This is a genomic window from Caulobacter sp. GW822-FHT01G02 (assembly GCF_058802865.1).
Genome location: NZ_JBXAON010000001.1, coordinates 1,096,688 through 1,120,702, shown reverse-complemented (window position 1 = coordinate 1,120,702; position 24,015 = coordinate 1,096,688). Strand labels below are relative to the sequence as shown.

Sequence of the window (24,015 nt, the reverse complement as noted above, 5' to 3'; positions counted from 1 at the left end):
CATCCTGAACGTCAGCCGTGAATGCGAAAGAGCGCCGAGCGAAGCCGCCCGGCGCTCTTGGTTCGTCTGGGCCCCGGCATTCGCCGGGGAAATCGGAAGATCGGATTTACCCCGCGATCAGTCCGAAGTCCGCCACCTGGCCCATGGCGTCGCGGACGGCGGCCAGGGTTTTGAGGCGGTTGTCGCGGTGCTCGGGCTCGTTGACGAACACGCCGTCGAGATAGGCGTCGACCGGGCCGCGCAGCTCGGCCAGCTGGGTCATGGCGCCGGTGAAGTCTTCCTTGGCCAGGGCGTCCTTCAGCGGTTTGTCCAGCAGGCGTAAGGCGTTGTAGAGCCCCACCTCGGCGGCGCTGTCGGCGGCCGGCTCCTCGGGCGCCCCGACCGGCAGAGCGCCCTTCTTCTCCTCGGCCTTGAGGATGTTGGAGGCGCGCTTGTAGCCGGCCATCAGGCTCTTGCCGTCGTCGGTCTTCAGGAAACCGTCCAGGGCCTCGACCCGCGCAACGATGCGCGCCAGATCGTCGTCGCCCAGGGCGAAGACGGCGTCGACGAGGTCGTGACGCTTGCCTTGGTCGCGCAGGGTGACCTTCAAGCGGTCAGCGAAGAAGGCCTTGAGGTCGATACGAACGCTGATGAGGCGAGCAGCACTATCGGCCGAATCCATCGCCTTTTGCCCAGTCAGAATTTCCATCGACCTGTTGATCGTAGAGTTCAGCGGCAGCGACAGTTTGTTTTCGAGGACTATACGGATGATCCCCAACGCTGATCGGCGCAACGCATAGGGATCCTTGCTCCCCGTCGGCTTCTCGTCGATCGCGAAGAAGCCAACCAGCGTATCCAGCTTATCGGCCAGCGCCACCGCCACGCTCACCGGCGTGGTCGGAACGGAGTCGCCCGGCCCTTGCGGCTTGTAGTGATCGCGGACCGCATCGGCGATCTCGCCATCCAGGCCGAAGGTCCGGGCATAATAGCCGCCCATGATCCCCTGCAGTTCAGGGAACTCCCCGACCATCTGCGAAGCGAGGTCGGCCTTGGCCAGGCGCGCGGCTTCCCTGGTCTTCTCGACATCCGCGCCGACCAGCGGGGCGATCTCGCCGGCCAGGGCGACGATGCGCTCGACGCGCTGAGCCATGGTGCCCAGCTTGGCGTGGAAGGTGACGCCGTTCAGCTTCTCAAGCCAAGGCTCGAAGCCGACCTTGACGTCCTCGTCCCAGAAGAAGCGGGCGTCGGACAGGCGCGAGGACAGCACCTTGGCGTTGCCGGCCGCGATCACCGCGCCGCCGTCGGCGGCCTGGATGTTGGCGATGGTGATGAAGTGCGGCGCCAGCCCCTCTTCCCCGGCCTTGCGGACGGCGAAGTACTTCTGGTGCGTGCGCATCGAGGTGCGGATCACCTCGGGCGGCAGGCTGAGGAACACCGGGTCCATATCGCCCAGCACCGGCGTCGGCCATTCGGCCAGGCCGGCGACTTCGTCCAGAAGCCCCTGGTCCTCGACCAGTTCCAGGTGACGGGCGAAGCACAGGGTCTTGCAGCCTTCGAGGATGCGCTGCTTGCGCTCCTCGACGTCGAGCACGACGTAGTGGGCTTCCAGGCCGGCGGCGTATTCATCGAAGTCCCGCGCCACGAACGGCTGGGCGTCGCCCATGAAGCGGTGGCCTTCGGTCACGTCGCCGCTCGGGATGCCCTCGATGGCGAACGGCACCACCTCGCGGTCCAGCACGCACAGGATGCGCTTCAGCGGCCGCACCCAGCGCAGCTTCTTGGTCCCCCAGACCATCGACTTGGGCCAGGGGAAGCCGCGCACGATGGCCTCGACCATCTCGGCGACGATCTCCGGCGTCGGGCGGCCCTTCTTCTCGATGAAGGCCATGTAGACGCCGTCGCGCTCGACCAGCTGGTCCTGGGTCAGGCCCGCCTTGCGCAGGAAGCCTTCCATGGCCTGCGGCGGGGCGCCGATGCGCGGGCCCTTCAGCTCTTCCTTGCGGTCGGCCTGGGCCAGCGGCAGGCCTTCGGCCACCAGGGTCAGGCGACGCGGGCCGGCGAAGGTCTTCAAGGCCTCGGGCAGGAAGCCGGCGGCGGCCAGGTGCTCGCGCGCCATGCGCTCCAGGTCCTTGGCGGCCTGGGCCTGCATGCGGGCGGGGATCTCTTCCGAGAACAGTTCGAGGAGAAGTTGGGGCATCAGACTTTACGCGGCTTCCTGCTGATCGACCCAGGCGCTGGCGCACATCTTACAAAGGTCGCGGATGCGGCCGATGTAGCTGGCGCGCTCGGCGACGGCGATCGCGCCGCGGGCGTTCATCAGGTTGAAGAGATGGCTGGCCTTGAGGACCATGTCGTAGGCGGGCAGGACCAGAGCCTTGTTGTGGTACGAGCGGGCCAGCATCAGCGGCACCTGCTCTTCCATCTGCTCGAACTGCTGCTTGAGCACCGCGACGTCGTAGCCGTGGAAGTTGGCTTCCGACTGCTGGCGTTCGTTCTCCAGGAACACGTCGCCATAGGTCGTCGCGCCCAGCGGCGAGTCCGGGTCGTTGAACGGCAGGTCGTAGACGTTGTCGACCCCGAACACATACATGGCCAGACGTTCCAGGCCGTAGGTCAGCTCGCCGGCCACCGGCGAGACATCCAGGCCGCCGACCTGCTGGAAGTAGGTGTACTGCGACACTTCCATGCCATCGCACCAGACTTCCCAGCCCAGGCCCCAGGCCCCGACGGTCGGGTTCTCCCAGTCGTCCTCGACGAAGCGGATGTCGTGGGTGCGCAGGTCCAGGCCGATCGCCTCCAGCGAGCCAAGATACAGGTCCTGCATGTTCTCGGGGTTCGGCTTCAGGATCACCTGGTACTGATAATAGTGCTGCAGGCGGTTGGGGTTCTCGCCATAGCGACCGTCGCCCGGACGGCGCGAGGGCTGCACATAGGCCGCGTTCCACGGCTTGGGACCCAGCGCGCGCAGCACCGTGGCCGGGTGCAGGGTCCCCGCCCCCACTTCCACGTCATGCGGTTGCAGGATGATGCAACCCTGCCGGCTCCAATAGTCATGGAGCGTCAGGATCAGGCTTTGGAAGGACTTGGGTTTTTCGCGCGACATCAATCGAAGCAGGCCTAGAAAAAAGTCGGCGGACCATAGGGCCCGCCGACCGGTGCTTCAAGCGATGTCCGGAACGGTAAGGGCTTTAGTTGCCCTTCGGCACGGTGTGCTTGCCGGCGTTCGACTCCGGGGCGCCGTACTTGGCGCGGTTGGCCTTGGTGTCGGCGACCGGCGGGTTGGAGACGACATTGGCGTCGCCGGCCTTCAGCGAGGCCTGGGCCTCCGGCGATTGCGACGACACCGGCACGACCACCGAGGTGTTCACCCCGGCGTCCGGAGCGGCCGTGGCCGCCGGCATGGCGGGGCTGGCGGCGGGGTCGGCGGCCATGTCGGTCGCGGCGGCCGGGGCCGGCGTCATGGCCTGGCCGGCCGGCGCTTGCTGCTCGTTGGCGGAGACCTGCATGGTCGCATTGGCGTCGGTCGCCGAGGCGGCGGCCTGCAGGCCCGGGACGTCCTTCGGGATCAGAACCTTGTCAACCACGTGCAGCACGCCGTTGGTGGCCATCACATCGGTCTGAGTGATGGTGGCGGTGTCGACCATGGGGATCGCCCCCGAGCCATCCAGCAGCAGCGGCGAGCCCTCGACGCTCTTCACTTCACCCTTGGCGCCCTTGATCTTGGTGGAGTCCACCTTGGCGTTGATCAGGTGATAGGTCAGCACCTTCTGCAGCATCGGCCCATTCTCGGGCAGCATCAGCTTGTCCAGCTCACCGGCCGGCAGGGCGGCGAAGGCCGCGTCGGTCGGGGCGAACAGGGTCAGGTTCTGGTTGGTCTTCAGGACGCTGGTCAGGTTCACGGCCCCGACGGCCTTCAGGAAGGTGTTGAACTGACCCGAGGCCTCTGCGGTCTGGATCAGGTCGCCCTTGGCGACGACGGGCGAGGACGCGGCCGGCGCTGGCGCGGCGGGCGCCGTGGCGTCCTGGGCGTGGGCGAAGCCGGTCATCAGGGCGACCGCGGCGGCGGCGGTCAGGAGACGCTGGGTGATCATGATCGAGTTCCTCTCGGTTCGAGCGGAGTACGCTCGGACCGGGGAGTCGGTTCCGTGATCACGGGCACGTGATCACACAAAGCGTCACCGGAAATAGAATATGACCGCTACGCCGGCGACGATCAGACCAAATCCGGCGACGGTCGACCACTTGATCGCTTCACCGAGATAGAAATACGAGAACAGCATGAAGACCATCAGGGTGATGAACTCCTGACCGACCTTCAACTCCGCTGTCGAATACACGGCGTGTCCGATCCGGTTGGCCGGCACGGCAAGCAAGTATTCGGGCAGGGCGATCAGCCAGCTGGAGATGATCGCGACGGGCAGGGCCATCGGCTTGCCCTTCAGGTGACCGTACCAGGCGAAGGTCATGAAGACGTTCGACATGACCAGCATCAGCCAGGGAGCGATCTTCATGACCAGCGGCGACATGGGCGGGCTCCGAAGCGGGGCGTTGGGGATTCCGCCAACCTAGGACAAGCCGGCCCGTCGGGGCCAGAACTTCCCGTCAGGCCAAATCGCCGGTTTCTGACGCAGTAGCAGCGCTACGTGCTGATATTTTGGGCGCCTTGCCCATTTCCTTTCCAAAACCTTGCCCGCGCCGCCCGTCATGGAACCGTCGCCGATAGCGTGGCCAAGCCGGGGAACGATGCAGCGCGTGATGGCGGCGTCGGCGGTGATCGCACCGGGGGCGAGAACGCTTCCGAACAACCAAGCAAAGCAAGCCCGTAGCTCAACGGGTCGGAGCAAGGCGGATGAAACTGATCATAGCGGTCGTCAAACCCTTCAAGCTGGACGAGGTGCGCGAAGCGCTCGTCGCCGCCGGCGTCGAAGGTCTGACGGTGTCGGAAGTGAAGGGCTACGGCCGTCAGAAAGGCCAGACCGAGATCTACCGGGGCGCCGAGTACCAGGTGAATTTCGTGCCGAAAGTGAAGCTGGAAGCGGTTGTCGACGACGCGTCCGCGGCCAAGGCCGTCGAAGCCGTCAAGGCCGCCGCGGCCACCGGCAAGATCGGCGACGGCAAGATCTTCGTCCTGAACGTCGAAGAAGCCGTCCGCATCCGCACCGGCGAAACCGGCTCGGCCGCTCTGTAACGCATCGGGAAAAGGGGATACCGACGATGAAACTCACCTTCAAACCGCTGGCCGGGCTGTTGCTCGCCGCGACCCTGGCGGGGGCCCCGCTGGGCGCCACCGCCTTCGCCCAGGAGGCCGCGCCCGCGCCGGCCGCCGCCATGACCGCCGCAGCGCCCGCCGAGGCCGCGCCGGCCGCCACGCCGGCTCCCGCCCCGGCCGCCGCGCCCACCATCGTCGACAAGAACGACAAGGGTGACAACGCGTGGATGCTGACCTCCTCGCTGCTGGTCCTGCTGATGATCATCCCGGGCCTGGCCCTGTTCTACGGCGGCCTGGTGCGGGCCAAGAACATGCTGTCGGTCATGATGCAGGTCTCGACGGTCGCCATCATCGGCTTCGTCGCCTGGGTGCTGTGGGGCTACAGCTTCGCCTTCACCGACGGCGGCAGCTGGGACAGCTTCGTGGGTGGTCTCGGCCGTCTCTTCCTGAAGGACGTGACCCCGGCCAGCAACGTCGCGACGTTCTCGACCGGCGTGGTGATCCCCGAGTTCACCTTCATTTCGTTCCAGTCGACCTTCGCGGCCATCACCGCCGCCCTGGTGGTTGGTTCACTGGTCGAGCGCATGAAGTTCGCCGCCATCGTCGCCTTCGCCGTCCTGTGGCCGCTGCTGTCGTACTATCCGATGGCCCACATGGTCTGGTGGTGGCCGGGTCCTGACGCGATCGCCCTGGCCCCGACCGCTCCGGTCAAGTCGGGCCTGATCTGGGGCTTCGGCGCCCTGGACTTCGCCGGCGGCACCGTCGTCCACATCAACGCGGGTATCGCCGCTCTCGTCGGCGCCCTGATCCTCGGCAAGCGTCAAGGCTACGGCAAGGAGCCGATGCCCCCGCACTCGCTGACCCTGACCCTGGTCGGCGCCGGCCTGCTGTGGGTGGGCTGGTTCGGCTTCAACGCCGGTTCGAACCTCGAGTCGAACGGCTACGCCTCGCTGGCCATGATCAACACCTTCGTCGCCACCGCCGCCGCCGGTCTGTCGTGGATCGTCGTCGAGTGGGTCACCCGCAAGAAGCCGTCGGCCCTGGGCTTGGCCTCGGGCATCGTCGCCGGCCTCGTCGCCGTCACCCCGGCCGCCGGCTTCGCCGGTCCGATGGGCTCGGTGATCCTGGGTCTGGTCGTCTCGCCGATCTGCATCTTCTTCTGCTCGGTCGTGAAGAACGCCCTGAAGTATGACGACAGCCTGGACGCCTTCGGCATCCACGGCATCGGCGGCATCGTCGGCGCCATCGGCACCGGCCTACTGGTCAATCCCGCCTGGGGCGGCGCCGGCATCGTCGACTACACGAGCTGCGGCAAGGACGGCGACCTGTCGACCTGCGACAACGCCGTCTATGACCTGGGCGCGCAAGTAATCGCCCAGCTGAAGGCGGTCGGCGTCACGGTCGTCTGGTCGCTGGTGGCCTCGCTGATCGTCTTCTTCGTGATCAAGCTGATCATCGGCCTGAAGGCTTCGCCGGAAGCCGAAGAAGAAGGCCTGGACATCTCGGAACACGGCGAACGCGCCTATCACAGCTAAGGCTGGCGTAAGCACCTAGTCGAAGGGCGCGGAGGGCAACCTCCGCGCCCTTTCTCTTTGGCCCTTTCCAAACGATGAAGCGATCGGCCAAGCTCGCCCCGCCCCGCCTGGAGACCGCCGTGGACGCCCAACTGTTCCTGCTCTGCGTCCTGACCTTCGTGATTCACCTGATCGGAGCCCTGGCCTACGCGGTGCGCATCGCGGGCGTTCGCACGCGGCGGATCGCCATGTCGTTCGCGCTGTTCAACGTGCTGGTGCTGCTGTCGCGCGCCTCGAACGCCTTCCAGGGCCCGTTCCTGTCCAAACGGATCGAGAGCGACCTGCTGCATGGTACGGGCCAGAACCTGCTGGCCGACTTCCAATGGCTGATGGCCAGCGCCAGCCTGGCGGCGATCATCGGAGCGCTGGCGATCCCGACCGCGCAGCGCCTGTTCACCCGCGCGGTCGCCCACTTCCAGATCCACCGTTCCGTGCCCAAGCTCCTGATGCACGCTTTCGCCAAGGGCGGTGTTGGCTATATCCGCGACGCGGTCGCCCTGCCCTCGCCGCGCCACCTCGACGGGCTGAAGCATAAGATCGACGTCCCCGCCCGAGTGATCGTGCTGAACGTCCTGGCCCAGGCCCTGCTGACCGTCGGGGTCTTCGCCTCGCTCTACGCGGGCTATCTGGATCCGCAGTTCCGGGTCACGGCCGTCAGCCTGTCGTCGGTGATCAACGGCGTGGCGACGATCCTGCTGTTCGTCCTGATCGACCCGGCGCTGTCGATCATGACCGACGACGTGATGGACGGCCGGGTGAGCGAGCCGGCCTTCCGCCGCGCCGTGGTCTGGTTCGCCGGCAGCCGCGTGGCAGGCACCGTGCTGGCCCAGTTGCTGCTAGTCCCGGCGGCCGGCGCCGTCGTGTTCCTCGCGCGGCTGATCTAGAGCCGCCGCGCCGTGACGATCGGCACGACCGGATCGAGCATCTGCCCCTTCATCACCGGATTGATCGCCTCGCCCGGCGTCGGCAGGTTCAGGATCTCGCGGACGATCTCCATGCCCTTGATCACCTGACCGAAGGCGGCGAAGCCCAGGTTGTCCCCCTCGGCGGCGGGGTTGGCATCCAGATACGGGGCGTCACCCGCGCAGATGAAGAAGTCGCTGTCGCCGCTGCCCGGCTCGCGGCGGGCGAGGGACAGCGTGCCGTCGACATGGCGCAGACCCGTCTGGGTGGTCGGCTCGTGGGCGACGGGTTTCAGCACCTTCTTCGGATCGCCGGCCAGGCCGCCTTCGATCAGGCCGTAGGTGGTCGAGCCTGGCGCCTTGGCCGCCCGCCAGAAGCTGGCCCCGTCATAGAGCTTGCCGTCGACATACCGCAGGAAGTTGGCCGTGGTCAGCGGCGCCTGCCTGGCCTTCAGAGCGATGATGATGCCGCCCAGGCTGGTGTCCAGGCTGACCACGACGTCGCCGGGGCCAGGCACGATCGGCGTCGGGGCCAGGTTCAGGATCTGGGCGTTGGCCCGCCCAGGCGCGGCGGCCAGGCCCCAAATGGGACTTAGACCGAGGGCGGCGAGAACGTCACGGCGCTTCATGTCCATTTCCTCAGCTCAGGCGGCAGCGCCGCACCCACCAGTCCGGTCGCATCGCCTCAAGACGGTCGACCAGACCCTCGGCCTCGATGTCGCCGGCGCAGAGGGCGAAGCAGGTCGCCCCGGAACCGGACATCCGGACCAGCAGACTTTCAGGCTCATCACGCAGAACGTCCAGCACCTCGCCGATGCGCGGCTCCAGGGCCACGGCCGGCGCCTCCAGGTCGTTGCGGGTGGCCACCGACAGCCAGGCGGCGACTTCCTCGACGCTTTCGAGGTCGGACGGCATGAACGGGCGCTCGGCGCCGTCCGGATGCACGGCGGCGTCATAGGCGCGATAGACCGCCCCGGTCGGCGATGGAACGCCTGGATTGACCAGCACCGCATGCAACTCCGGCAAGGCCGGGGCCGGCGACAGGATCTCCCCTCGCCCCTCGGCCATCAGGGCCGTGGCCCGCAGGCAGGCCGCGCCGTCCGCGCCCAGGCTGGCGGCCAGCGGCTCCAGGTCGTCGTCGGACAGGCTCGGGGCCAGGGCGTCGCGCAGCAGCTTCAGGGCCGCGCCCGCGTCGCTGGAGCCGCCGCCCAGGCCGGCGGCGATCGGCAGGTGCTTTTCGAGGATCAGCCGGTACGGCGGGATCGGCCCGCCCAGCTTGGCGTGAAAGGCCCGCGCGGCGCGGACCACGAGGTTGTCGCCTCCGGCCGGGATCGCGCCGCCGAACGGGCCCGAGGTCTCGAAATCCGGGGCGTCGGCGGGCTGGATCATCACCCGGTCGCCGACATCGGCGAAGACCATCAGGCTGGAGATCGGGTGGTAACCCTCCGCGTCCGGCCCGCCCACATGCAGGAACAGATTGACCTTGGCCGGGGCGAAGGCGGAAAGCCGCATGATCTCTCGAACTCAGCTGAAAAGGACGAAAGCCCGATAGCCTAGTTGTGGGCCACCGTCGACGCGGTCGCCGCCGCGCCGGTCGCGGCCAGGCCGTTCTTCAGCTTGGCTTCGGACTCGGCCTTCTGCTTTTCGTCGGGCTCAAGGCTCAGAACGCGCCGCCATTGGAACTGAGCCTCGGTCTTGCGACCGACCCGCCAATAGGCGTCGCCCAGGTGGCCGTTGACGTCCGGATCGCCAGGCTCCAGCTCGACGGCGCCTTCCAGCTTCTCGACGGCGGCCTTGTAGTCGCCCAGGCGATAGTAGGCCCAGCCGAGACTGTCGAGCATGGCGCCTGACTGCGGGCGAGCGGCGACGGCCTTCTGGACCATGCCCATGGCCTCGGCCAAGTGCTCGTTGCGGTCTATCCAGCTGTAGCCGAGGAAGTTCAGCAGTTCCGGCTCATTCGGGTTGATCTTCAGAGCAGCCTGCAGGTCACGCTCGGCCTCGGGCCAGCGCTTGGCCTGCTCCAGGGAGACGGCGCGCAGATAGAGCACGCGCCAGTCGGGGCTGGCGCTCTCGCGTTCGACCACCTTGTCCAGCACCGCCACCGACTCGTCCCACTGGCTGCCCGCCCGCAGCAGATCGGCCAGGGCCAGCTGGGCGTCGCGATCACCGGGCGCCGCCGTCGCGGCGGCGCGGGCCACGTCCAGCGCCTTGGCCTTGTCGCCGAGGTCGTTCCAGGCCCAGGCGATCTTGCTCTGAGCCGAGGCGTATTGCGGCGAGCCCGCCGGCACGTGCCCATAGGCCTCGATCGCGCCCTGTGGGTCCCGGCCCTGGTTCAGCAGGTCGCCGACCAGCACCCACGCCTCGTCGCGGGCCGGATCCAGGCGCAGGGCCAGACGCAGATAGGCCAGGGCGAACTGGGCCTGGTGCTCGCCGGCGAAGGTGGCGGCGCAGGCCACCAGCCCCTCGGCCGCGCCCTGGCGAAGGGTCGGCATCGGCGGCGGCGCGCCCTTGGCGGCGGCGCGGGCGCGAGCCCGCAGCAGGCCCGTATCGTTGGGCGCGGCGCCCAGCGCCGTATCGTAAAGGGCCACAGCGTCGTCGTGGCGCTTGCGGCGCTCCAGGAACGCGCCGTAGTCCAAGGTGAAGATGCTGGCCGTGGCGGCGTTGCCGGTCAGGGCCTTGTAGTCGGTCTCGGCCTCGTCATAGCGCTTGGCGCGCTCATAGAGGCGCGCCTGACCCTGTTGGCCGAAATACTGCACCAGCCTGTCGGTGCGCAGGGCCGGCTGAACGGTCGCGCCCTCTTTGTCGCCGGCCGCGGCGGCGGCCCACGGGGCCAGCAGCGCGGCGGCCTGCTGGTGCGGGAAGCCGAGCGGCTCGGCCTTCAGCAGCGCCTGAGCGTCCTTGCCCTTGTTGGTGGCCAGCGCCTCGACCACGCGGGTCAGCACGCCCATGCGCTGGACGGCCTCGGTGGCGTCCGGACCGGTGGGGGCCGCGGCGGCGGCGCGGGTGATCTCCCCCGCCAGCAGCAAGGCCGAGAACGAGCGCTCGCCGATCACGCCGGGGTCGTCGCCCAGCACCGCGGCCGTGCCGAAATAGCTGGCCGCTTCCTTGGACTTGCCGTCGCGCAGGGCCGCCTGGCCCGCCAGGAACTGGCCGTACGAGGAGCGGGTGTCGAACAGCGGCGAGCCCGCCACGGGGCCTCGTAGCGTCACCGTACTGGGTCCCTGGGCGCAGGCCGCCAGGGCCGAAACGGAAACGCAGGCGAGGAGGACTTTGAAACGCGTCATCCCGCCACCCTCGGCGGTTTCGAGGTCGGTCGCAAGAAAAAGCCTCCCGGTCCGGGACCGGGAGGCTATTCCATTTACATGTTGGGGTAGTTCGGTCCGCCGCCGCCTTCCGGCGTGGTCCAGACGATGTTCTGCGACGGGTCCTTGATGTCGCAGGTTTTGCAGTGGACGCAGTTCTGGGCGTTGATCTGGAAGCGCGGATCCTGACCCTGCTCGTTGTAGAGCACCTCGTAGACGCCGGCCGGACAGTAGAGGCGCGCCGGCTCGCCGTACTTGGGCAGGTTGACCGAGATCGGGATCGACGGGTCCTTCAGCTTAAGGTGCGCCGGCTGATCTTCCTCGTGGTTGGTGGCCGACAGGAACACCGAGCTCAGCTTGTCGAAGCTGATGACGCCGTCAGGCTTGGGATAGACGATCGGCTGGTAGTCCTTGGCCAGGCCGGTCGAGGCCGCGTCGGTCTTCTCGTGCTTCATGGTGCCGAAGAACGAGAAGCCGCCCAGCAGGTGCGTGCACCACATGTCGAACATGCTGACCGCGCCGCCCAGGGCGGTGCCGAACTTGCCCAGCATCGGCTTGGCGTTGCGGACGACCTTCAACTCCTTGGCCACCCACGACGTGTCATAGGCGGTCTGGTAGCCGGTCAGTTCGTCGCTGGCGCGGCCCGCCTGGACAGCCTCGTAGGCGGCCTCGGCGGCCATCATGCCGGTCTTGACGGCGTTGTGGCTGCCCTTGATGCGCGGCACGTTGACGAAGCCGGCCGAGCAGCCGATCAGCACACCGCCGGGGAAAGTCAGCTTCGGCACCGACTGATAGCCGCCCTCGGTGATGGCCCGCGCGCCGTAGGCGATGCGCTTGCCGCCTTCCAGGTACGGACGCACGCCCGGATGCTGCTTGAAGCGCTGGAACTCGTCGAACGGCGAGATCCACGGGTTCTTGTAGTTCAGGTGCACGACGTAGCCGATGGCCACGTAGTTATCCCCGAAGTGGTACATGAAGCTGCCACCGCCGGTCTGGTTGTCCAGCGGCCAGCCGGTGGTGTGCTCGGCCAAGCCCGGCTGGTGCTTCTCGGGCGGAACCTGCCACAGCTCCTTGATGCCGATGCCGTACTTCTGCGGCGACTTGCCAGCCGAGAGGTCGAACTTCTCGATCAGTTGCTTGGCCAACGAACCGCGCACGCCCTCGGCGATGAAGACGTACTTGCCGTGCAGCTCCATGCCCGGCTGATAGTCCGGCTTGTGGTGGCCGTCCTTGGCGATGCCGACGACGCCGACGACGACGCCCTTGACCGAGCCGTCCTCGTTCCAGACCAGATCCGAGGCGGCGAAGCCCGGATAGATCTCGACGCCCAGCTCCTCGGCCTTACCGGCCAGCCAGCGCGTCAGGTTGCCCAGCGAGGCGATGTAGCAACCGTGGTTGTGCATGAACGGCGGCATGGCGAACATCGGCAGGGACAGCTCGCCCTGCGGACCCAGCAGCTTGAAGCGGTCCTTGGTGACCGGCGTCTCCAGTGGCGCCCCCTCTTCCTTCCAGTTCGGGAAGAGTTCGGCCAGGCCCTTGGGATCGATCACCGCGCCGGACAGGATGTGGGCGCCGACTTCCGAGCCCTTTTCCAGCAAGGCCACGGAAATCTCGGTCCCGGCCTTGGCGGCCAGTTGCTTCAGACGGATAGCCGCGGAGAGCCCGGCGGGACCGCCGCCGACGATGACGACGTCGTACTCCATCGACTCGCGTTCGAGGTCTTCGCTCATGGGGTCTCCCGGTAAAGGGGGCTCGGCCGCCCGTCTTATGACTGTTTGAATCAGAGCTTATCCGAACGTGACGCAGTGGCGGTCAAGCGCCTAGCGCCTCTTTTTTGCTGCGACGCAGCGTGGAGCCCGGCGACATTCCGCGACCAAGCCTGCGCAAGGCAGGCTCGATCTCATACTTTTTGAGCGTGGCGGGCGCCAAAACCGCTCACACTTTTGGCTGCCACGCTCTAATTACCGTCTCATGAGCCTCGCCGTCGATCAACGCGCCGTCGAAAGCCTGCTGGCCTTCTGGGCCGATGCGGGCGTCGATACGTCCTACGCGGACGCGCCGATCGATCGTCTGGCCGAGGGCGCGGCGATGCTGCGGGCTCGCAGCCAGCCGCCACCTCCCCCGCCGCCGGTCTCCCGCCCCGGCCTGGCTCTGGCGCGCGGTCCCGATGTCGGCTCGGCCATCGCCGCCGCCAAGGCCGCCGCGGCCGCCTGCGACGACCTGGAAAGCCTGGCCGCCGCCATCGCCGCGTTCGACGGCTGCCCTCTGAAGATGCAGGGGGCGAAGCAGGCCGTGTTCTCGCGCGGGGTCGGCGACGCGCCGCTGATGATCATCGGCGAAGGCCCCGGCGCCGACGAGGACGCCCAAGGCCAGCCGTTCGTCGGTCGCGCGGGCAAGCTGCTGGACCGCATGCTGAAGGCCGCCGGCCTGGAAGGCCGCGTCTTCATCACCAACACCGTCTTCTGGCGCCCGCCCGGCAACCGCACGCCGACGCCCCAGGAGCAGGCGACGTGCGCTCCGTTCGTCGAGCGCGCCATCGCGCTGGTGAAGCCGAAGATGCTGCTGCTGGCCGGCGGGGCCTCGGCCAAGGCCATGCTGAAGCGCGAGGAAGGCATCCTGTCCATGCGCGGCCGCTGGTTCGAATGGCTGTCCGAGGACAAGTCCATCGAGCTGCCCGCCATGCCGACCCTGCACCCGGCCTTCCTGCTGCGCACGCCCGCCCAGAAGAAGAAGGCCTGGCAGGATCTGCTGACGCTGACCGAGCGACTTGATCGCCCGGACCGCCCGCACTAGAACTGCGTTCGACCAGTCGGAACAGGGGACGCGCGCCTGCGGGGGAGCGCGGAACAGTTTTTGCGGATTTGGGCTCGCCCTTTGGCCGTGTTATCGGCCCTTTTCCTGTGCGCGACGGTGTCTGTCGCGCACGCGGGCGCCCTTGACCCTTTGTCGCCGGAAGACGTCCGCGCCTATCGCGCCGCCTTCGCCGCAACCGATCGCGGTGATTTCGACGCCGCCGCCGCGGCCTTCGCCAACACCCATGACCGCAGCCTGGCCGGCCGCCTGGCCTTCGCCAAGGTCATGCACCCCACTCGCTTTTCGGCCAGCTATGACGACCTGACCCGTTGGCTGCGCACCTATGCCGACGAGGCCGGCGCCGACCGCGTCTACGCCCTGGCCGTCAAGCGCAAGCCGGCTGGCAAGCGCGTCGCCGCCGCGCCGGTTCCCGAACTGTTCATCGGCGACGAGACAGCCCCGCCGCCCGCCGACAAAGGCCGCGCCGCCCGCGAGGCCTATTATTCCGGCGACGTACAGAAGGCGCTGAGCCTGGCCGTGGCTGGCGGCGAGACCTGGATCGCGGGCCTTTCGGCCTATCGCCTGGGCGACTATCGAGCCGCCCAGGCCTATTTCGAGCAGGTCGCCCACGACGAACACGAGGACGAGTGGCTGCGCGCAGCCGGCGCCTTCTGGGCCGCCCGCGTGGCCAGCCAGGCCGGCCACGGCCGCGACGCCCGGACCCTGCTGAACGAGGCCGCCCGCTCGCCGCACACCTTCTACGGCATGATCGCCGTGCGGCAGCTGGCCATGGCCGGAGTCACCATCGCTGAAGACAACTACGACCCGATCGCCAGCCTGCTGACCCGCGCCAGCTATGTCGGTCCCGACACGGCCTCGCTGGAACAGCTCGTGAAGAACGACCCGCGCGCCCGTCGCGCCACCGCTCTGGCTCAGGTTGGCCGCTGGCGCGAGGCGGGCATGGAGCTGCGCGCCGGCTTGTCGCTGGCCGACACCCAGGAACTGCGCAATGACTGGACCGCGCTGGCCCTGGCCCTGAACGCCAACGCCCCGCTGAACGCCGGCCGCCCGGTGCGCCGGGTCGGTGGCGAGGACTATCCCCTACCCCCGCTGGATCCGGTCGGCGGTTTCACCATCGACAAGGCCATGGTCTACGCGCTGGTGCGCCAGGAAAGCCGCTTCGACCCGATGGCCCTCTCCGCCGCCGGCGCAATGGGCCTGATGCAGGTGCGCCCAGCCTCGGCCGCCGACGTGGTCGGCGATGACAAGTTGCTGGCCGACAACAGCCCGCTATTCGATCCCGCCTACAACCTGCGGGCCGGCCAGGACTATTTCACCTGGCTGATGGACCGCGGCGTCAAGAGTCCCGACCTGCTGCGCACCGTCGCCGCCTATAACGGCGGGCCGGCGACCCTGAACCGCACGGCGGCTCAACTGGGCGCGGACTGCGACACCCTGCTGCTGATCGAGAGCCTGCCGTTCAAGGAGACCCGCAACTACGTCGAGAAGGTGATGGCCAGCTACTGGACCTATCGCCGGCTGATGGGCGCGGAGAACAAGACCCTGGACGCCGTGGCCAGCGGCGCGCGGACGGTCGACTTCCGCCTCGACCCGCAGGTCGCCGCCCCGACCTCGATCGACCAGCTCATGACGCAGCTGGCGCAGGTTCAGCCCTGACACGCTTGTCCCCGCGAAGGCGGGAGAACCATGCGGAGGGGAACCTACCTAGTAAGTCAGCCGCCTAACCCGCAACGTCTTCGCTAAAGCTTTCTCGTCACCGCCGCTCGCGGGCCAGTCGAGCCGTCGAACCAGGACGCCATGCAGGCGTGGCGAAAGCTTGCTGAGCATGCCACCCGGAGCGGTCAGAACCGCGGGCGTCCCAGCCCCGCCGGTCAGATGCTTCTCGACGGGCTCGCGCCAGCCTTCGCGCAGGATCGGCGTCGCACGCAGGGTCAGGATCCAGTCGCCCCGAACCACCGCGGCGCCCGCCGCCAGGCGATCACCCGAGGTCGTCACCAGCCGCGCCCCACTGTCCTCGGCCAGGGCCTCGACACCTGGTTCGCCGCCCGCGACCAGCACCACCTCCTTGACCAGCCCGTCCACGGCGGCGGGCACCAGCATGGCCATCTGGGCGGCCAGGCCCGGAAGGTCTTCGGAGGCGACGAGGACGACGGAGATCATGGCCTTGCTTGGCCAGCGGGGGCGGCGCGGTCAAGGCCCCGCGTGATCCTCGTCCTTCGACAAGCTCAGGATGAGGACCAAGGTGGCGGCCCCACACTAGAAACCTCACCCTGAGCTTGTCGAAGGGCGAACCTATCCAAACAAGTCCATCTGCATGCTCGGCTTCCTCGGCGGCGTGAACTGCGTCGCGTCCAGCGGCGCCCACGGCTGGTCCAGCCCGAACTTCTTGACCGCCAGGTGGAACCGCTGTCGCAGCACCTCGGCCACTGGACCCTCGCCGACCATCCGTTCGCCCCAACTGGCGCTGTAGGTCTCGCCCTTGCGGATCTGACGAACCAGCGACATCACCTTCCTGGCGCGGTCAGGATGGTCGGTCTCCAGCCACTCCTGAAACAGCTGAGCGATCTCACGGGGCAGGCGCAGGGCGACATAGCCCGCGCCGCACGCGCCGGCCTTGGCCGCCGCCTCCAGCACGGTCTCGCACTCGTGGTCGTTCAAACCCGGAATGGCCGGCGCGAACATCACCGTCACCGGCACGCCCGCCTCGGTCAGTCGGCGCACCGCCTCGATCCGCTTGCCAGGCGTGGCCGCGCGCGGCTCCATGCTGCGGGCCAACTTGCGGTCCAGGGTCGTGATCGAGATCGCCACCCGCGTCAGCTTGCGCTCGGCCATCCGGCTCAGCACGTCGAGGTCGCGCAGGATCAGGGCCGACTTGGTGATGATCGTGAACGGGTGGCTGACGCGGTCCAGCACCTCGATGATCTGCCGCGTCACCCGAAGTTGCTTCTCATCGGGCTGGTAGGGATCGGTGTCGCCGCCGATGTGAATCGTCGCGGGCTTGTACGAAGCCTTGGCCAGTTCCTTTTCCAGCAGCTCGCCCGCGTGCGGTTTGAAGAAGATCTTGCTCTCGAAATCCAGGCCCGGCGACAGGCCGAGATAGGCGTGATTGGGTCGGGCGTAGCAATAGATGCAGCCGTGGCTGCAGCCGCGATACGGATTGATCGAGCGATCGAAGCCTACGTCCGGGCTCTGGTTGCGGGCGATGATCGTCCGCGACTTCATCGGCTGCAGCTCGGTCTTCAGCTGCCCGGGTTCGTCCTCTTCACCCCAGCCATCGTCGAACGCCTCGCGTTCGTTCGCCTCGAACCGCCCCGTTCGATTGGACTTCGCGCCTCGCCCCCTGGGCGCCGGCGCCGACTTCATTGCCTCGGCCATGCAGCCACTATGGGCCGGCCACTCGAACAAAACAAGAACATCATTCGGTGTTTGGCGCCTCCGCCTCGATCGCGATGCGGTCCAGATACTGGCGGATGTTGGCGGCCTCGGCCGCGGTGTTGGCTAGCGAAATCGCGCGGTCGAAAGCCCGACGCGCCTCGACCTGGCGACCGGCCTGCAGCAGGAAGGCGCCGCGCGCGCCGTGATAGTGAAAATAGGCGTCCAGCCGCGCGCCCAGCGGCTCGATCATCGCCAGCGCCGCATCTGGCCCGCGAACCTTGGCCGTCGCCACCGCGCGGTTCAGCGTGACCACCGGCGAAGGCTGCATGATCTCCAGCGTCGCGTAGAGCGCGTCGATACCCGCCCAGTCGGTGTCACCGGCCGTGGCGGCGCGGGCGTGCAGGGCGGCGATGGCGGCCTGGACCTGGTATGGCCCGGGATCGCGCTTCAACATCGCCTTGTCGATCAAGGCGAGCCCCTCCCCGATCATCTTGCGATTCCAGAGGCTTCGGTCCTGATCCTCCAGCAGGATCGCCGCGCCGTCGACGGCGAAGCGCGCGCCCGAACGGGCATGTTGCAGCAGGAGCAGCGCGGTCAGGCCCATCATCTCCGGTTCGGCCGGGAACAGGCGCAGCAGCAGGCGCGCCAGGCGGATGGCCTCGTCGCAGAGGCCGCCCTTGGCTTCGACCGCCTGGCCGCTGGCCGAATAGCCCTCGTTGAAGACGAGGTAGAGCATGGCCGCAACGGCCGCGAAGCGCTCGGCGCGCTCGATCGGGCCCGGGGTTTCGAACGGCGAGTCTCCAGCCCCGATACGGGCCTTGGCGCGCGTGATGCGCTGTTCCATGGCCGCTTCGGTCACGACGAAAGCGCGGGCGATCTCGCGCACCGACAGACCCGAGACGATACGCAGGGCCAGGGCGATCTGCTGGGTGGCCGGCAGATCCGGATGGCAACAGATGAACAGCAACCGCAGGACGTCGTCACGATAGCGCGAGCCGTCCAGCCGCTCGGCGGCCTGCGCCTCCGCGTCCTCCAGGTCGGACAGCAGTTCCTCGGGCGGCAGGGCCACGTGGCGGCTGGTCTTACGGACGGCGTCGATGGCGGCGTTGCGGCCGACCATGATCAGCCAGGCGGTCGGATCGCGAGGAGGACCGTTCTTGGGCCAGGCCTTCAGGGCGCGCAGGCAGGCGTCCTGGAACGCCTCCTCGGCCGCGTCCATGTCCCGGAAGTAGCGCAGCAGCGCCGCCATGGCCTGAGGCCGCGCGGCGCTGATCGCCCCTTCGATCCAACCGAGCTCGGTCATGTTCCACCGGACTCCTGGCCGGCGAACGCCGGGTTCGGCGCCGGATTGAACAGCGCGATCGGGCGGATCTCGTAGGAGCCGCCGGGATTGGCCTTGCCCAGGTCCTTGGCGATGTCGAGCGCGCCGTCCAGGCTGTCGCAATCGACGACATAGAAGCCCAGAAGCTGCTCCTTGGTCTCGGCGAACGGACCGTCCAGCACCAGCGGCGGCTCGCGGTCCTTGCGCAGGGTGGTGGCGGCCGTGGTCGGCATCAGACGGGCGACGGGGCCTAGCCGGCCGTCGCGCGCCAGCTTCTCCTGGACGACGCCCAGCTTCTCCATGACGCCGTCCTCGTGCGCCTTGGACCAGCCGCAGATCACATCCTCGTAGTTGTAGCAGAGTATGGCGTAGAGCATGGGCGATCCTCGTCTCTCATCCCTAGGACGGCGAACTATGCCCGCATCCGACATCGGCTCTAGACAATTTTAGAGACGCCGCAGCCGCCGGCGAACGGGCTCGTCGTAGAGCTTCAACACCGCCCAGGCGAACGCAAGGATCACCGGGATAGCCACCGCCGCGAAGCCCAGTGGATAGCCGTGGCCGCCCAAGGCGCGGAACAGCCGCAACATCAGCTCCCAACCCAGCCAGTGCAGCGCGTAGAGCGGGTAGGAGATCGCGCCGGAGACGCGGGCCAGCCTTCCCTGGAGGCCGCCCGGATCACGCCGCCCAGCCAGCACGATCAGCGGAAAGACCAGGCTCATGCAGACATAGTCGTAGACCCAGTTCAGCGGCGTCCACGGGAAGCACAGGATGGCGGCCAGGATCAGGGCCAGCAGCCAGGCGGGCGCCGTGAAGCCGGTGAACGGCTGGATCCGGTAGCAGCCCCAGCCCAGCAGGAACGAGAACACTGTCCGCAGAAAGCTGATCACGAACGTCGCCCGGTCCCAGCCGGTCAGAACCCCGCCCATCCCATGGGCGATATAGGCCATCACCGGGATCAGCAGCACGATCATCAGCACGTGCCCCATGACGCCCAACCGCCGGATCGGGAACCACAGCGCCCCGACCACCAGCTCGAAGAACAGCGACCAGGCGGGCGGATTCAAAGGGAAAATCGGCGCGAAGCCCGGCTCCTCGGCCCATAGCCGGGGGACCATGAGCAGGCCGAGGACCAGCCACTCCGGCACGCGCTCGCGATGCTGGATGATCACCGTCGCGCCGGCCAGCATGGTCAGGGCGATCAGCGGCCACAGCCGCACCAGCCGCTGGCGCAGGAAACCCCGCCAGCCGATCTCGCGCCGACCATAGGCGTGGGCCAGCACGAAGCCGGACAGGCAGAAGAAGAAGTCGACGGCGAGGTAGCCGTGGCTGACCAGCCATGGCCGGCCGGTCCAACCGCCGATGTGGTAGAGCATGACGCCCACGGCCGCGACGCCGCGCAGGCCGTCCAGCGCCTCGTACCGTCGTCCCGACTCGTAAGCCTGCAAAACGCCGTCCCCCCATCCTTGCTTAGCTGAGGGGTTTCTCCAGCAGCAAGGCCTTGGTCAGGAAGGCGCGATCCTCGCCGATCAGCTTCAGGCCCGCCTCGGCGAACAAAGCCACCAGATCGGTCTCGGCATAGCTGCCATAGTACGGCTCGTGGAAATAGACCGGGAAGGCCTCCAGCAGGCGCGCTAGGTCCGGCGTGTCGGAGGGCTGCACGGAGTCGACGAAGACCAGCACGCCGCCGGGTTTGAGCACCCGCGCCAGGCTGGCCGCCACGACGGGCCGCACGCGCGGCGGCAGCTCGTGGAAGAGATAGACGCAACTGACCGCGTCCAAAGAGGAATCCCCAAACGGCAAGGTTTCGGCATTGGCCTTGATCCCGCCCGCGCCCGTCCGCTTGCGAGCCTGCGCCAGATAGGCTTCCGAGAGGTCCAGGCCCGCGATCGCGGCGCGCGGGAAGGCCGCCTTCAGATCCTTGAGGAAAGCGCCCGAACCGCAGGCCACATCGATGATTTTCGCGTCGCGATGATCGCGGCCGCGCCAGTGTTTCGCCAGCAGCGACAGGCCGCGCCGCCGCATGGCTCCGGCCGTGCCGGAGAACAGCGCCTCGACCTGGGCGTCGTAGCGGCGCGCGCTTTCCGGCGTGAACCAACCGCCCGACTGAAAGTGAAAGTTCTGGCGATAATAGCTTGGATAAACTTGACTATTGGTCTCGTCGCGCACCTCGACGCCATCGCCGCGCCGACGCCGCTGGTCGACCTCGAAGGCGTCGGCAATGAGATCAGCGGCCTCGCGCACGGCGGCCGAGGGGCGGACCGGACCGTCCTCAATGGCGGGGTAGAGGCCCGCGGCGACGTCGCGGGCGTCCTTTTCGAACGCCTCCAGATAGGCGCGGCGCAGGCCGCCTTTGGTCGGCGGCGCGGCCGTTGGCTCGAAGCTTCGCGCCTGCTCGCCCTGGGTCGGCCGGGTCATGGAGCGGGCCAGCGAGCCCGTTGCTGTCCACCAGGCCGCCTTGACCGCCGCCCTGGCGCGTTGGCCTACCGCGTCGACCGCGAAGGCGGACCGCCTGCGTCGCTCGTCCATCCTTGGTTCCCCATGGGCCTCAGCGCGTGAAGACCCCGACCAGCTCAATATGGGGCGACCAGACGAACTGGTCCACCGGCAGCACCTTCTCCAGCCGGAAGCCGGCGTCGACCAGGGCGCGGGCGTCCTTGGCGAAGGTGCCAGGATTGCACGAGACGCTGACCACCTTGGCGACCTTGGACTTGGCGATCTCGACCGTCTGCTCGGCGGCGCCGGCCCGGGGCGGGTCGATGACCACGACGTCGGTCTTGGCCATCTCGGTGCTCAGCATCGGGCGCTTGACCAGGTCGCGGGCCTCGGCGGTGATCGGCTTCAGGCCCGACGCCGCGCCAAGGGCGGACTTCAGGGCGGCGATGGCCGGCGGGCTCATCTCGGCGGCGTAGACCGCGCCGATCTCGGCCAGGCGGAAGGTGAAGGTGCCAACACCGCAATAGAGATCGGCGATCCGTGACGCGCCCTGGGCCTGGGCGACGGCGAATTCGACCATGGCGCGCTCGGCGGCCGGCACGGCCTGCAGGAAGCCGCCGGGCGGCAAGGCGACCACGGCGGGGCCCAGCCTCACCATCGGTTGGCGCGCGCCATAGACGGTCTCGCCCGCCAGGGTCACCCGCGCGAAGTCGCCCTCGCTGGCCGCCATGGCCGCGCGCATGCGAGCGTCCGCCGACAGCCCGCCGCTCTTGCGCTCGACCCCGGTGACGTCGATGTCGAGGCCCGTGGCGGTCAAGGTGACGTGCAGGGTCGGAGCCGACTTCGGATGCTCCAGGAATGGTTCGGCCAACCGCGCCAGGGCCGGAAAGGCCGCGACCAGGCGCGGATCGGTGACCGGGCATTCCTCGATCGGCACGAGATTCCAGGAGCGCCGCTCCTTGAAGCCCAGCAGCGCGCCCTGCCCTTTGGCGCCCTTGCGGGCGTGCAGCGCCACGCGGCGGCGCGAGGCCGGCGGCGACGCGAAGGTTGGCAGGATCTCTGTCTCCAGGCCTTCCATCGACAGCTGGATGCGGATCTGCTCGGCCTTCCAGCCCAGATAGGGCTCCGCCGCCCAGTGCTGCAGCGCGCACCCGCCGCAATGGCCGAAATACTTGCAGGGCGGCGTCACGCGGTCGGCGCTGGCGGTCAGGATCTCCACGACCTCGCCGCGCGAACCTTCCATCCGCGCCCGCACGGTTTCGCCCGGCAGGGTCAGGGGCACGAAGGCTGGCTTGCCATCGTCGAAACGAGAGAGTCCGTCGCCTTGCGCGCCGATGGCGGTGATCATCATGTCTTGCATCGCGCGTCCATACCCTAAAACCGGGGCTTGAGCGCGGGCCGCGAACGATTTTCAGTGCGATATCAGTGAAGCTGAATAGCCCCGTCAGCGATCGTTCATGTTGGCGATGTCACACCCTACATAACGGATGGGCCTCGGCGGCCCGGCGCGAGCCGGACGCCCACAAAAAGACAAGCTCTCTTATGACCATGACCGCCTCAACGCGCAGGACTCCGATGATCAAGACCGTTCTGGGCGTCACCGCCGCCCTCGTTTGTGGCGTGCTGACGCCGACCCTGGCCTCGGCCCAATCCTACGGCTCGCAGCCTTACGGCTCGAGCTACGGCGGGGCGTACAACAATCAGGGCTACTATTACGACCAATGCCAGCGCTCGACGACCAACCGCACCACCGGCGGGGCCCTCGCTGGCGGCGCGATCGGCATGGCGCTGGGCAGCGGCATCGCCGCCCGCGGTCACCGCACCGACGGCTCGGTCGTCGGCGGCCTGCTGGGCGCTGTGGTCGGCGGCATGGCCGGCAAATCCTCTGCGGCTTGCACCCCGGGCAGCAACATCGCCCCGCCGCCGCCTCCCCCGCCGCCGCGCGCCTACAACGACGGCTATGACGACGATTACCGCCCGGTCCCCTACGATCAGGTCCGTCGCGACGCCCAGCGCGACAGCTACTACGAGCAATCGTATGAGCATCGCGACGGCTACCGCGTGAACGACCGCGTCGGCGGTCGGGCCGACGTCAACGGCTGCACCCTGGCCGAGAGCCCGATCTACCTGCCGGACGGCCGCGTCCAGAAGCGCTTCGTGCGCGTCTGCCCGGACGGCAACGGCAAGTACCAGGTCGTCGACTAAGTCACCGACCTAGCTTGTGTGGAAGACGATCGGCCGCCCCTCCTCCTTTAGTGGAAAATGGGGCGGCCGATTTCGTTTCAGGCCTTGGTCGCCCAGACCAGCCGCTCGACCTGGCCGTCGCCGCCGGTGATCGGGCTTTCGGTCAGGCCTTTGACCGTCCAACCGGAGGCTTCGAGGAACTCCACGACCTCGCGCTCGCAACGGGCGATGATCTCGGGATCCTTGACCAGCCCGCCCTTGCCGACGAAGTCGCGGCCCGCCTCGAACTGCGGCTTGATCAGCGCCACCAGGTCCGCGCCCGGCCTCGCTAGGCCCAGCGCCATCGGCAGGGCCTTGGTCAGGGCGATGAAGCTGACGTCGCTGACCACCAGAGTCGGCGCGGTCGAAATCACCGTCTCGTCCAGCGCCCGGGCGTCGACGCCCGACAGGTCGATGACGCGCGGATCGTCCCTCAGCTTGGCGTGCAGCTGATCGCGGCCAACATCGACCGCGAACACCCTCTCGGCGCCGCGCGACAGCAGGACCTCGGTGAAGCCGCCTGTCGACGCGCCGACGTCGAGCGCCAAGCGCCCCTCCACGACGATGGGCCACAGGTCCAGCGCGTGGACCAGCTTCAACGCCCCACGCCCGACCCAAGGATGGGCGGCCTCGGCGACGATCTCGGCGTGCTGGTCGACCGTATCGGCCGGCTTGGTGATCAGCTTACCATTGACCGTGACGAGGCCAGCCTCGACGGCCGCGCGGGCCTTGGCGCGGCTGTCGACGACACCCCGCTCGACGAGCAACAGATCGATACGCTTGCGGGCCACGCGGCCTCCTCGAAAGTTCAGACCGCCGTCTAGCATGGGCTTGCGGCCCAGGTCTCTTCGGGTTCAACTGAACGCCGATCACCGGCGCA

Annotated in this window: 22 protein-coding genes and 1 pseudogene; 6 read left to right on the top strand and 17 right to left on the bottom strand. The window is 68.1% G+C overall.

Annotated features, from left to right (window positions below; genetic code table 11):
• Positions 1-106: 106 nt before the first annotated feature.
• The 4 genes from glyS to AC1RNC_RS05135 form a co-directional block, all read right to left on the bottom strand.
• Entirely contained in the window at positions 107-2,176 is a 2,070-nt protein-coding gene (glyS, locus tag AC1RNC_RS05150) for a glycine--tRNA ligase subunit beta (RefSeq protein ID WP_492884249.1), read from the bottom strand.
• A gap of 6 nt (positions 2,177-2,182) precedes the next feature.
• Positions 2,183-3,082 carry a glycine--tRNA ligase subunit alpha gene (locus AC1RNC_RS05145; protein WP_492081354.1) on the bottom strand — a complete coding sequence of 300 codons (900 nt, stop codon included), beginning with the start codon at positions 3,080-3,082 and terminating at the stop codon, positions 2,183-2,185.
• Positions 3,083-3,167: 85 nt separating this feature from the next.
• Complete coding sequence (locus AC1RNC_RS05140) at positions 3,168-4,070, bottom strand: fasciclin domain-containing protein (RefSeq protein ID WP_492884248.1); 903 nt, start codon at positions 4,068-4,070, stop codon at positions 3,168-3,170.
• 84 nt (positions 4,071-4,154) lie between these two features.
• On the bottom strand, positions 4,155-4,505 hold the full coding sequence (locus AC1RNC_RS05135; protein ID WP_492840098.1) for a DMT family protein: 351 nt from the start codon (positions 4,503-4,505) through the stop codon (positions 4,155-4,157).
• A gap of 323 nt (positions 4,506-4,828) precedes the next feature.
• Between AC1RNC_RS05135 and AC1RNC_RS05130 the strand changes: the two genes are divergently transcribed.
• The 3 genes from AC1RNC_RS05130 to AC1RNC_RS05120 all read left to right on the top strand — a co-directional run bounded on the left by AC1RNC_RS05130 (position 4,829) and on the right by AC1RNC_RS05120 (position 7,646).
• The gene (locus AC1RNC_RS05130) at positions 4,829-5,167 is read left to right on the top strand and encodes a P-II family nitrogen regulator (RefSeq protein WP_004623580.1); all 339 of its coding nucleotides are present in this window, start codon (positions 4,829-4,831) and stop codon (positions 5,165-5,167) included.
• 26 nt (positions 5,168-5,193) lie between these two features.
• The gene (locus AC1RNC_RS05125) at positions 5,194-6,723 is read left to right on the top strand and encodes an ammonium transporter (protein WP_492840099.1); all 1,530 of its coding nucleotides are present in this window, start codon (positions 5,194-5,196) and stop codon (positions 6,721-6,723) included.
• Between the two features lie 119 nt (positions 6,724-6,842).
• Positions 6,843-7,646: a lipid II flippase Amj family protein gene (locus tag AC1RNC_RS05120; RefSeq protein WP_492884246.1), complete on the top strand. Its 804-nt coding sequence runs from the start codon at positions 6,843-6,845 to the stop codon at positions 7,644-7,646.
• Here AC1RNC_RS05120 and AC1RNC_RS05115 read toward each other — a convergent pair.
• The 4 genes from AC1RNC_RS05115 to AC1RNC_RS05100 form a co-directional block, all read right to left on the bottom strand.
• A complete protein-coding gene (locus tag AC1RNC_RS05115; RefSeq protein ID WP_492884244.1) occupies positions 7,643-8,293 on the bottom strand; it encodes a peptidylprolyl isomerase in 651 nt (216 codons plus the stop codon). The two genes, AC1RNC_RS05120 and AC1RNC_RS05115, sit on opposite strands and share 4 nt — an antisense overlap.
• A 10-nt stretch (positions 8,294-8,303) precedes the next feature.
• A complete protein-coding gene (locus AC1RNC_RS05110) occupies positions 8,304-9,176 on the bottom strand; it encodes a 4-(cytidine 5'-diphospho)-2-C-methyl-D-erythritol kinase (RefSeq protein ID WP_492884242.1) in 873 nt (290 codons plus the stop codon).
• Between the two features lie 41 nt (positions 9,177-9,217).
• Positions 9,218-10,948, bottom strand: a complete 1,731-nt coding sequence (locus AC1RNC_RS05105; RefSeq protein WP_492884240.1) for a tetratricopeptide repeat protein — start codon at positions 10,946-10,948, stop codon at positions 9,218-9,220.
• 74 nt (positions 10,949-11,022) lie between these two features.
• Complete coding sequence (locus AC1RNC_RS05100) at positions 11,023-12,696, bottom strand: electron transfer flavoprotein-ubiquinone oxidoreductase (protein ID WP_492884238.1); 1,674 nt, start codon at positions 12,694-12,696, stop codon at positions 11,023-11,025.
• Between the two features lie 241 nt (positions 12,697-12,937).
• Here AC1RNC_RS05100 and AC1RNC_RS05095 point away from each other — a divergent pair, with 241 nt between their 5' ends.
• Positions 12,938-13,759: a uracil-DNA glycosylase gene (locus AC1RNC_RS05095; RefSeq protein ID WP_492884236.1), complete on the top strand. Its 822-nt coding sequence runs from the start codon at positions 12,938-12,940 to the stop codon at positions 13,757-13,759.
• A gap of 60 nt (positions 13,760-13,819) precedes the next feature.
• Positions 13,820-15,436 (top strand): lytic transglycosylase domain-containing protein, encoded by a 1,617-nt coding sequence (locus AC1RNC_RS05090; protein WP_492884234.1) that lies wholly within the window; start codon positions 13,820-13,822, stop codon positions 15,434-15,436.
• Between the two features lie 48 nt (positions 15,437-15,484).
• Here AC1RNC_RS05090 and AC1RNC_RS05085 read toward each other — a convergent pair whose 3' ends face one another.
• The 8 genes and pseudogenes from AC1RNC_RS05085 to AC1RNC_RS05050 form a co-directional block, all read right to left on the bottom strand.
• A complete protein-coding gene (locus AC1RNC_RS05085) occupies positions 15,485-15,940 on the bottom strand; it encodes a glycosyltransferase family protein (protein WP_492884232.1) in 456 nt (151 codons plus the stop codon).
• 30 nt (positions 15,941-15,970) lie between these two features.
• Positions 15,971-16,070, bottom strand: a pseudogene (locus AC1RNC_RS05080) (hypothetical protein); the annotation flags it as partial.
• Between the two features lie 2 nt (positions 16,071-16,072).
• The gene (locus tag AC1RNC_RS05075) at positions 16,073-17,155 is read right to left on the bottom strand and encodes a PA0069 family radical SAM protein (protein WP_492884231.1); all 1,083 of its coding nucleotides are present in this window, start codon (positions 17,153-17,155) and stop codon (positions 16,073-16,075) included.
• Between the two features lie 40 nt (positions 17,156-17,195).
• Complete coding sequence (locus tag AC1RNC_RS05070) at positions 17,196-18,458, bottom strand: RNA polymerase sigma factor (protein ID WP_492884229.1); 1,263 nt, start codon at positions 18,456-18,458, stop codon at positions 17,196-17,198.
• Positions 18,455-18,853, bottom strand: a complete 399-nt coding sequence (locus tag AC1RNC_RS05065) for a YciI family protein (RefSeq protein WP_492884227.1) — start codon at positions 18,851-18,853, stop codon at positions 18,455-18,457. Before AC1RNC_RS05065 ends, AC1RNC_RS05070 begins: the two co-directional genes overlap by 4 nt.
• Before the next feature lie 69 nt (positions 18,854-18,922).
• Positions 18,923-19,924 carry an acyltransferase family protein gene (locus tag AC1RNC_RS05060; RefSeq protein WP_492884226.1) on the bottom strand — a complete coding sequence of 334 codons (1,002 nt, stop codon included), beginning with the start codon at positions 19,922-19,924 and terminating at the stop codon, positions 18,923-18,925.
• A gap of 22 nt (positions 19,925-19,946) precedes the next feature.
• Positions 19,947-21,005: a class I SAM-dependent methyltransferase gene (locus AC1RNC_RS05055; protein WP_492884224.1), complete on the bottom strand. Its 1,059-nt coding sequence runs from the start codon at positions 21,003-21,005 to the stop codon at positions 19,947-19,949.
• 19 nt (positions 21,006-21,024) lie between these two features.
• Complete coding sequence (locus AC1RNC_RS05050; protein ID WP_492884222.1) at positions 21,025-22,272, bottom strand: class I SAM-dependent RNA methyltransferase; 1,248 nt, start codon at positions 22,270-22,272, stop codon at positions 21,025-21,027.
• Between the two features lie 215 nt (positions 22,273-22,487).
• Here AC1RNC_RS05050 and AC1RNC_RS05045 point away from each other — a divergent pair, with 215 nt between their 5' ends.
• Positions 22,488-23,117: a hypothetical protein gene (locus AC1RNC_RS05045; protein WP_492884220.1), complete on the top strand. Its 630-nt coding sequence runs from the start codon at positions 22,488-22,490 to the stop codon at positions 23,115-23,117.
• Positions 23,118-23,194: 77 nt separating this feature from the next.
• On the opposite strand, the gene AC1RNC_RS05040 is transcribed toward AC1RNC_RS05045, so the two are convergent.
• Positions 23,195-23,926, bottom strand: coding sequence for a TlyA family RNA methyltransferase (locus tag AC1RNC_RS05040; protein ID WP_492884218.1), 732 nt, complete (start codon positions 23,924-23,926; stop codon positions 23,195-23,197).
• Positions 23,927-24,015 lie beyond the last annotated feature (89 nt).

Coding starts and splice junctions, on each gene's coding strand:
- AC1RNC_RS05045 (WP_492884220.1), top strand. CDS start 22,488: ATGATCAAGACCGTTCTGGGCGTCACCGCCGCCCTCGTTTGTGGCGTG.
- AC1RNC_RS05055 (WP_492884224.1), bottom strand. CDS start 21,005: ATGGACGAGCGACGCAGGCGGTCCGCCTTCGCGGTCGACGCGGTAGGC.
- AC1RNC_RS05135 (WP_492840098.1), bottom strand. CDS start 4,505: ATGTCGCCGCTGGTCATGAAGATCGCTCCCTGGCTGATGCTGGTCATG.
- AC1RNC_RS05105 (WP_492884240.1), bottom strand. CDS start 10,948: ATGACGCGTTTCAAAGTCCTCCTCGCCTGCGTTTCCGTTTCGGCCCTG.
- AC1RNC_RS05125 (WP_492840099.1), top strand. CDS start 5,194: ATGAAACTCACCTTCAAACCGCTGGCCGGGCTGTTGCTCGCCGCGACC.
- AC1RNC_RS05140 (WP_492884248.1), bottom strand. CDS start 4,070: ATGATCACCCAGCGTCTCCTGACCGCCGCCGCCGCGGTCGCCCTGATG.
- AC1RNC_RS05085 (WP_492884232.1), bottom strand. CDS start 15,940: ATGATCTCCGTCGTCCTCGTCGCCTCCGAAGACCTTCCGGGCCTGGCC.
- AC1RNC_RS05065 (WP_492884227.1), bottom strand. CDS start 18,853: ATGCTCTACGCCATACTCTGCTACAACTACGAGGATGTGATCTGCGGC.
- AC1RNC_RS05070 (WP_492884229.1), bottom strand. CDS start 18,458: ATGACCGAGCTCGGTTGGATCGAAGGGGCGATCAGCGCCGCGCGGCCT.
- AC1RNC_RS05050 (WP_492884222.1), bottom strand. CDS start 22,272: ATGCAAGACATGATGATCACCGCCATCGGCGCGCAAGGCGACGGACTC.
- AC1RNC_RS05100 (WP_492884238.1), bottom strand. CDS start 12,696: ATGAGCGAAGACCTCGAACGCGAGTCGATGGAGTACGACGTCGTCATC.
- AC1RNC_RS05110 (WP_492884242.1), bottom strand. CDS start 9,176: ATGCGGCTTTCCGCCTTCGCCCCGGCCAAGGTCAATCTGTTCCTGCAT.
- AC1RNC_RS05095 (WP_492884236.1), top strand. CDS start 12,938: ATGAGCCTCGCCGTCGATCAACGCGCCGTCGAAAGCCTGCTGGCCTTC.
- AC1RNC_RS05145 (WP_492081354.1), bottom strand. CDS start 3,082: ATGTCGCGCGAAAAACCCAAGTCCTTCCAAAGCCTGATCCTGACGCTC.
- glyS (WP_492884249.1), bottom strand. CDS start 2,176: ATGCCCCAACTTCTCCTCGAACTGTTCTCGGAAGAGATCCCCGCCCGC.
- AC1RNC_RS05115 (WP_492884244.1), bottom strand. CDS start 8,293: ATGAAGCGCCGTGACGTTCTCGCCGCCCTCGGTCTAAGTCCCATTTGG.
- AC1RNC_RS05130 (WP_004623580.1), top strand. CDS start 4,829: ATGAAACTGATCATAGCGGTCGTCAAACCCTTCAAGCTGGACGAGGTG.
- AC1RNC_RS05075 (WP_492884231.1), bottom strand. CDS start 17,155: ATGGCCGAGGCAATGAAGTCGGCGCCGGCGCCCAGGGGGCGAGGCGCG.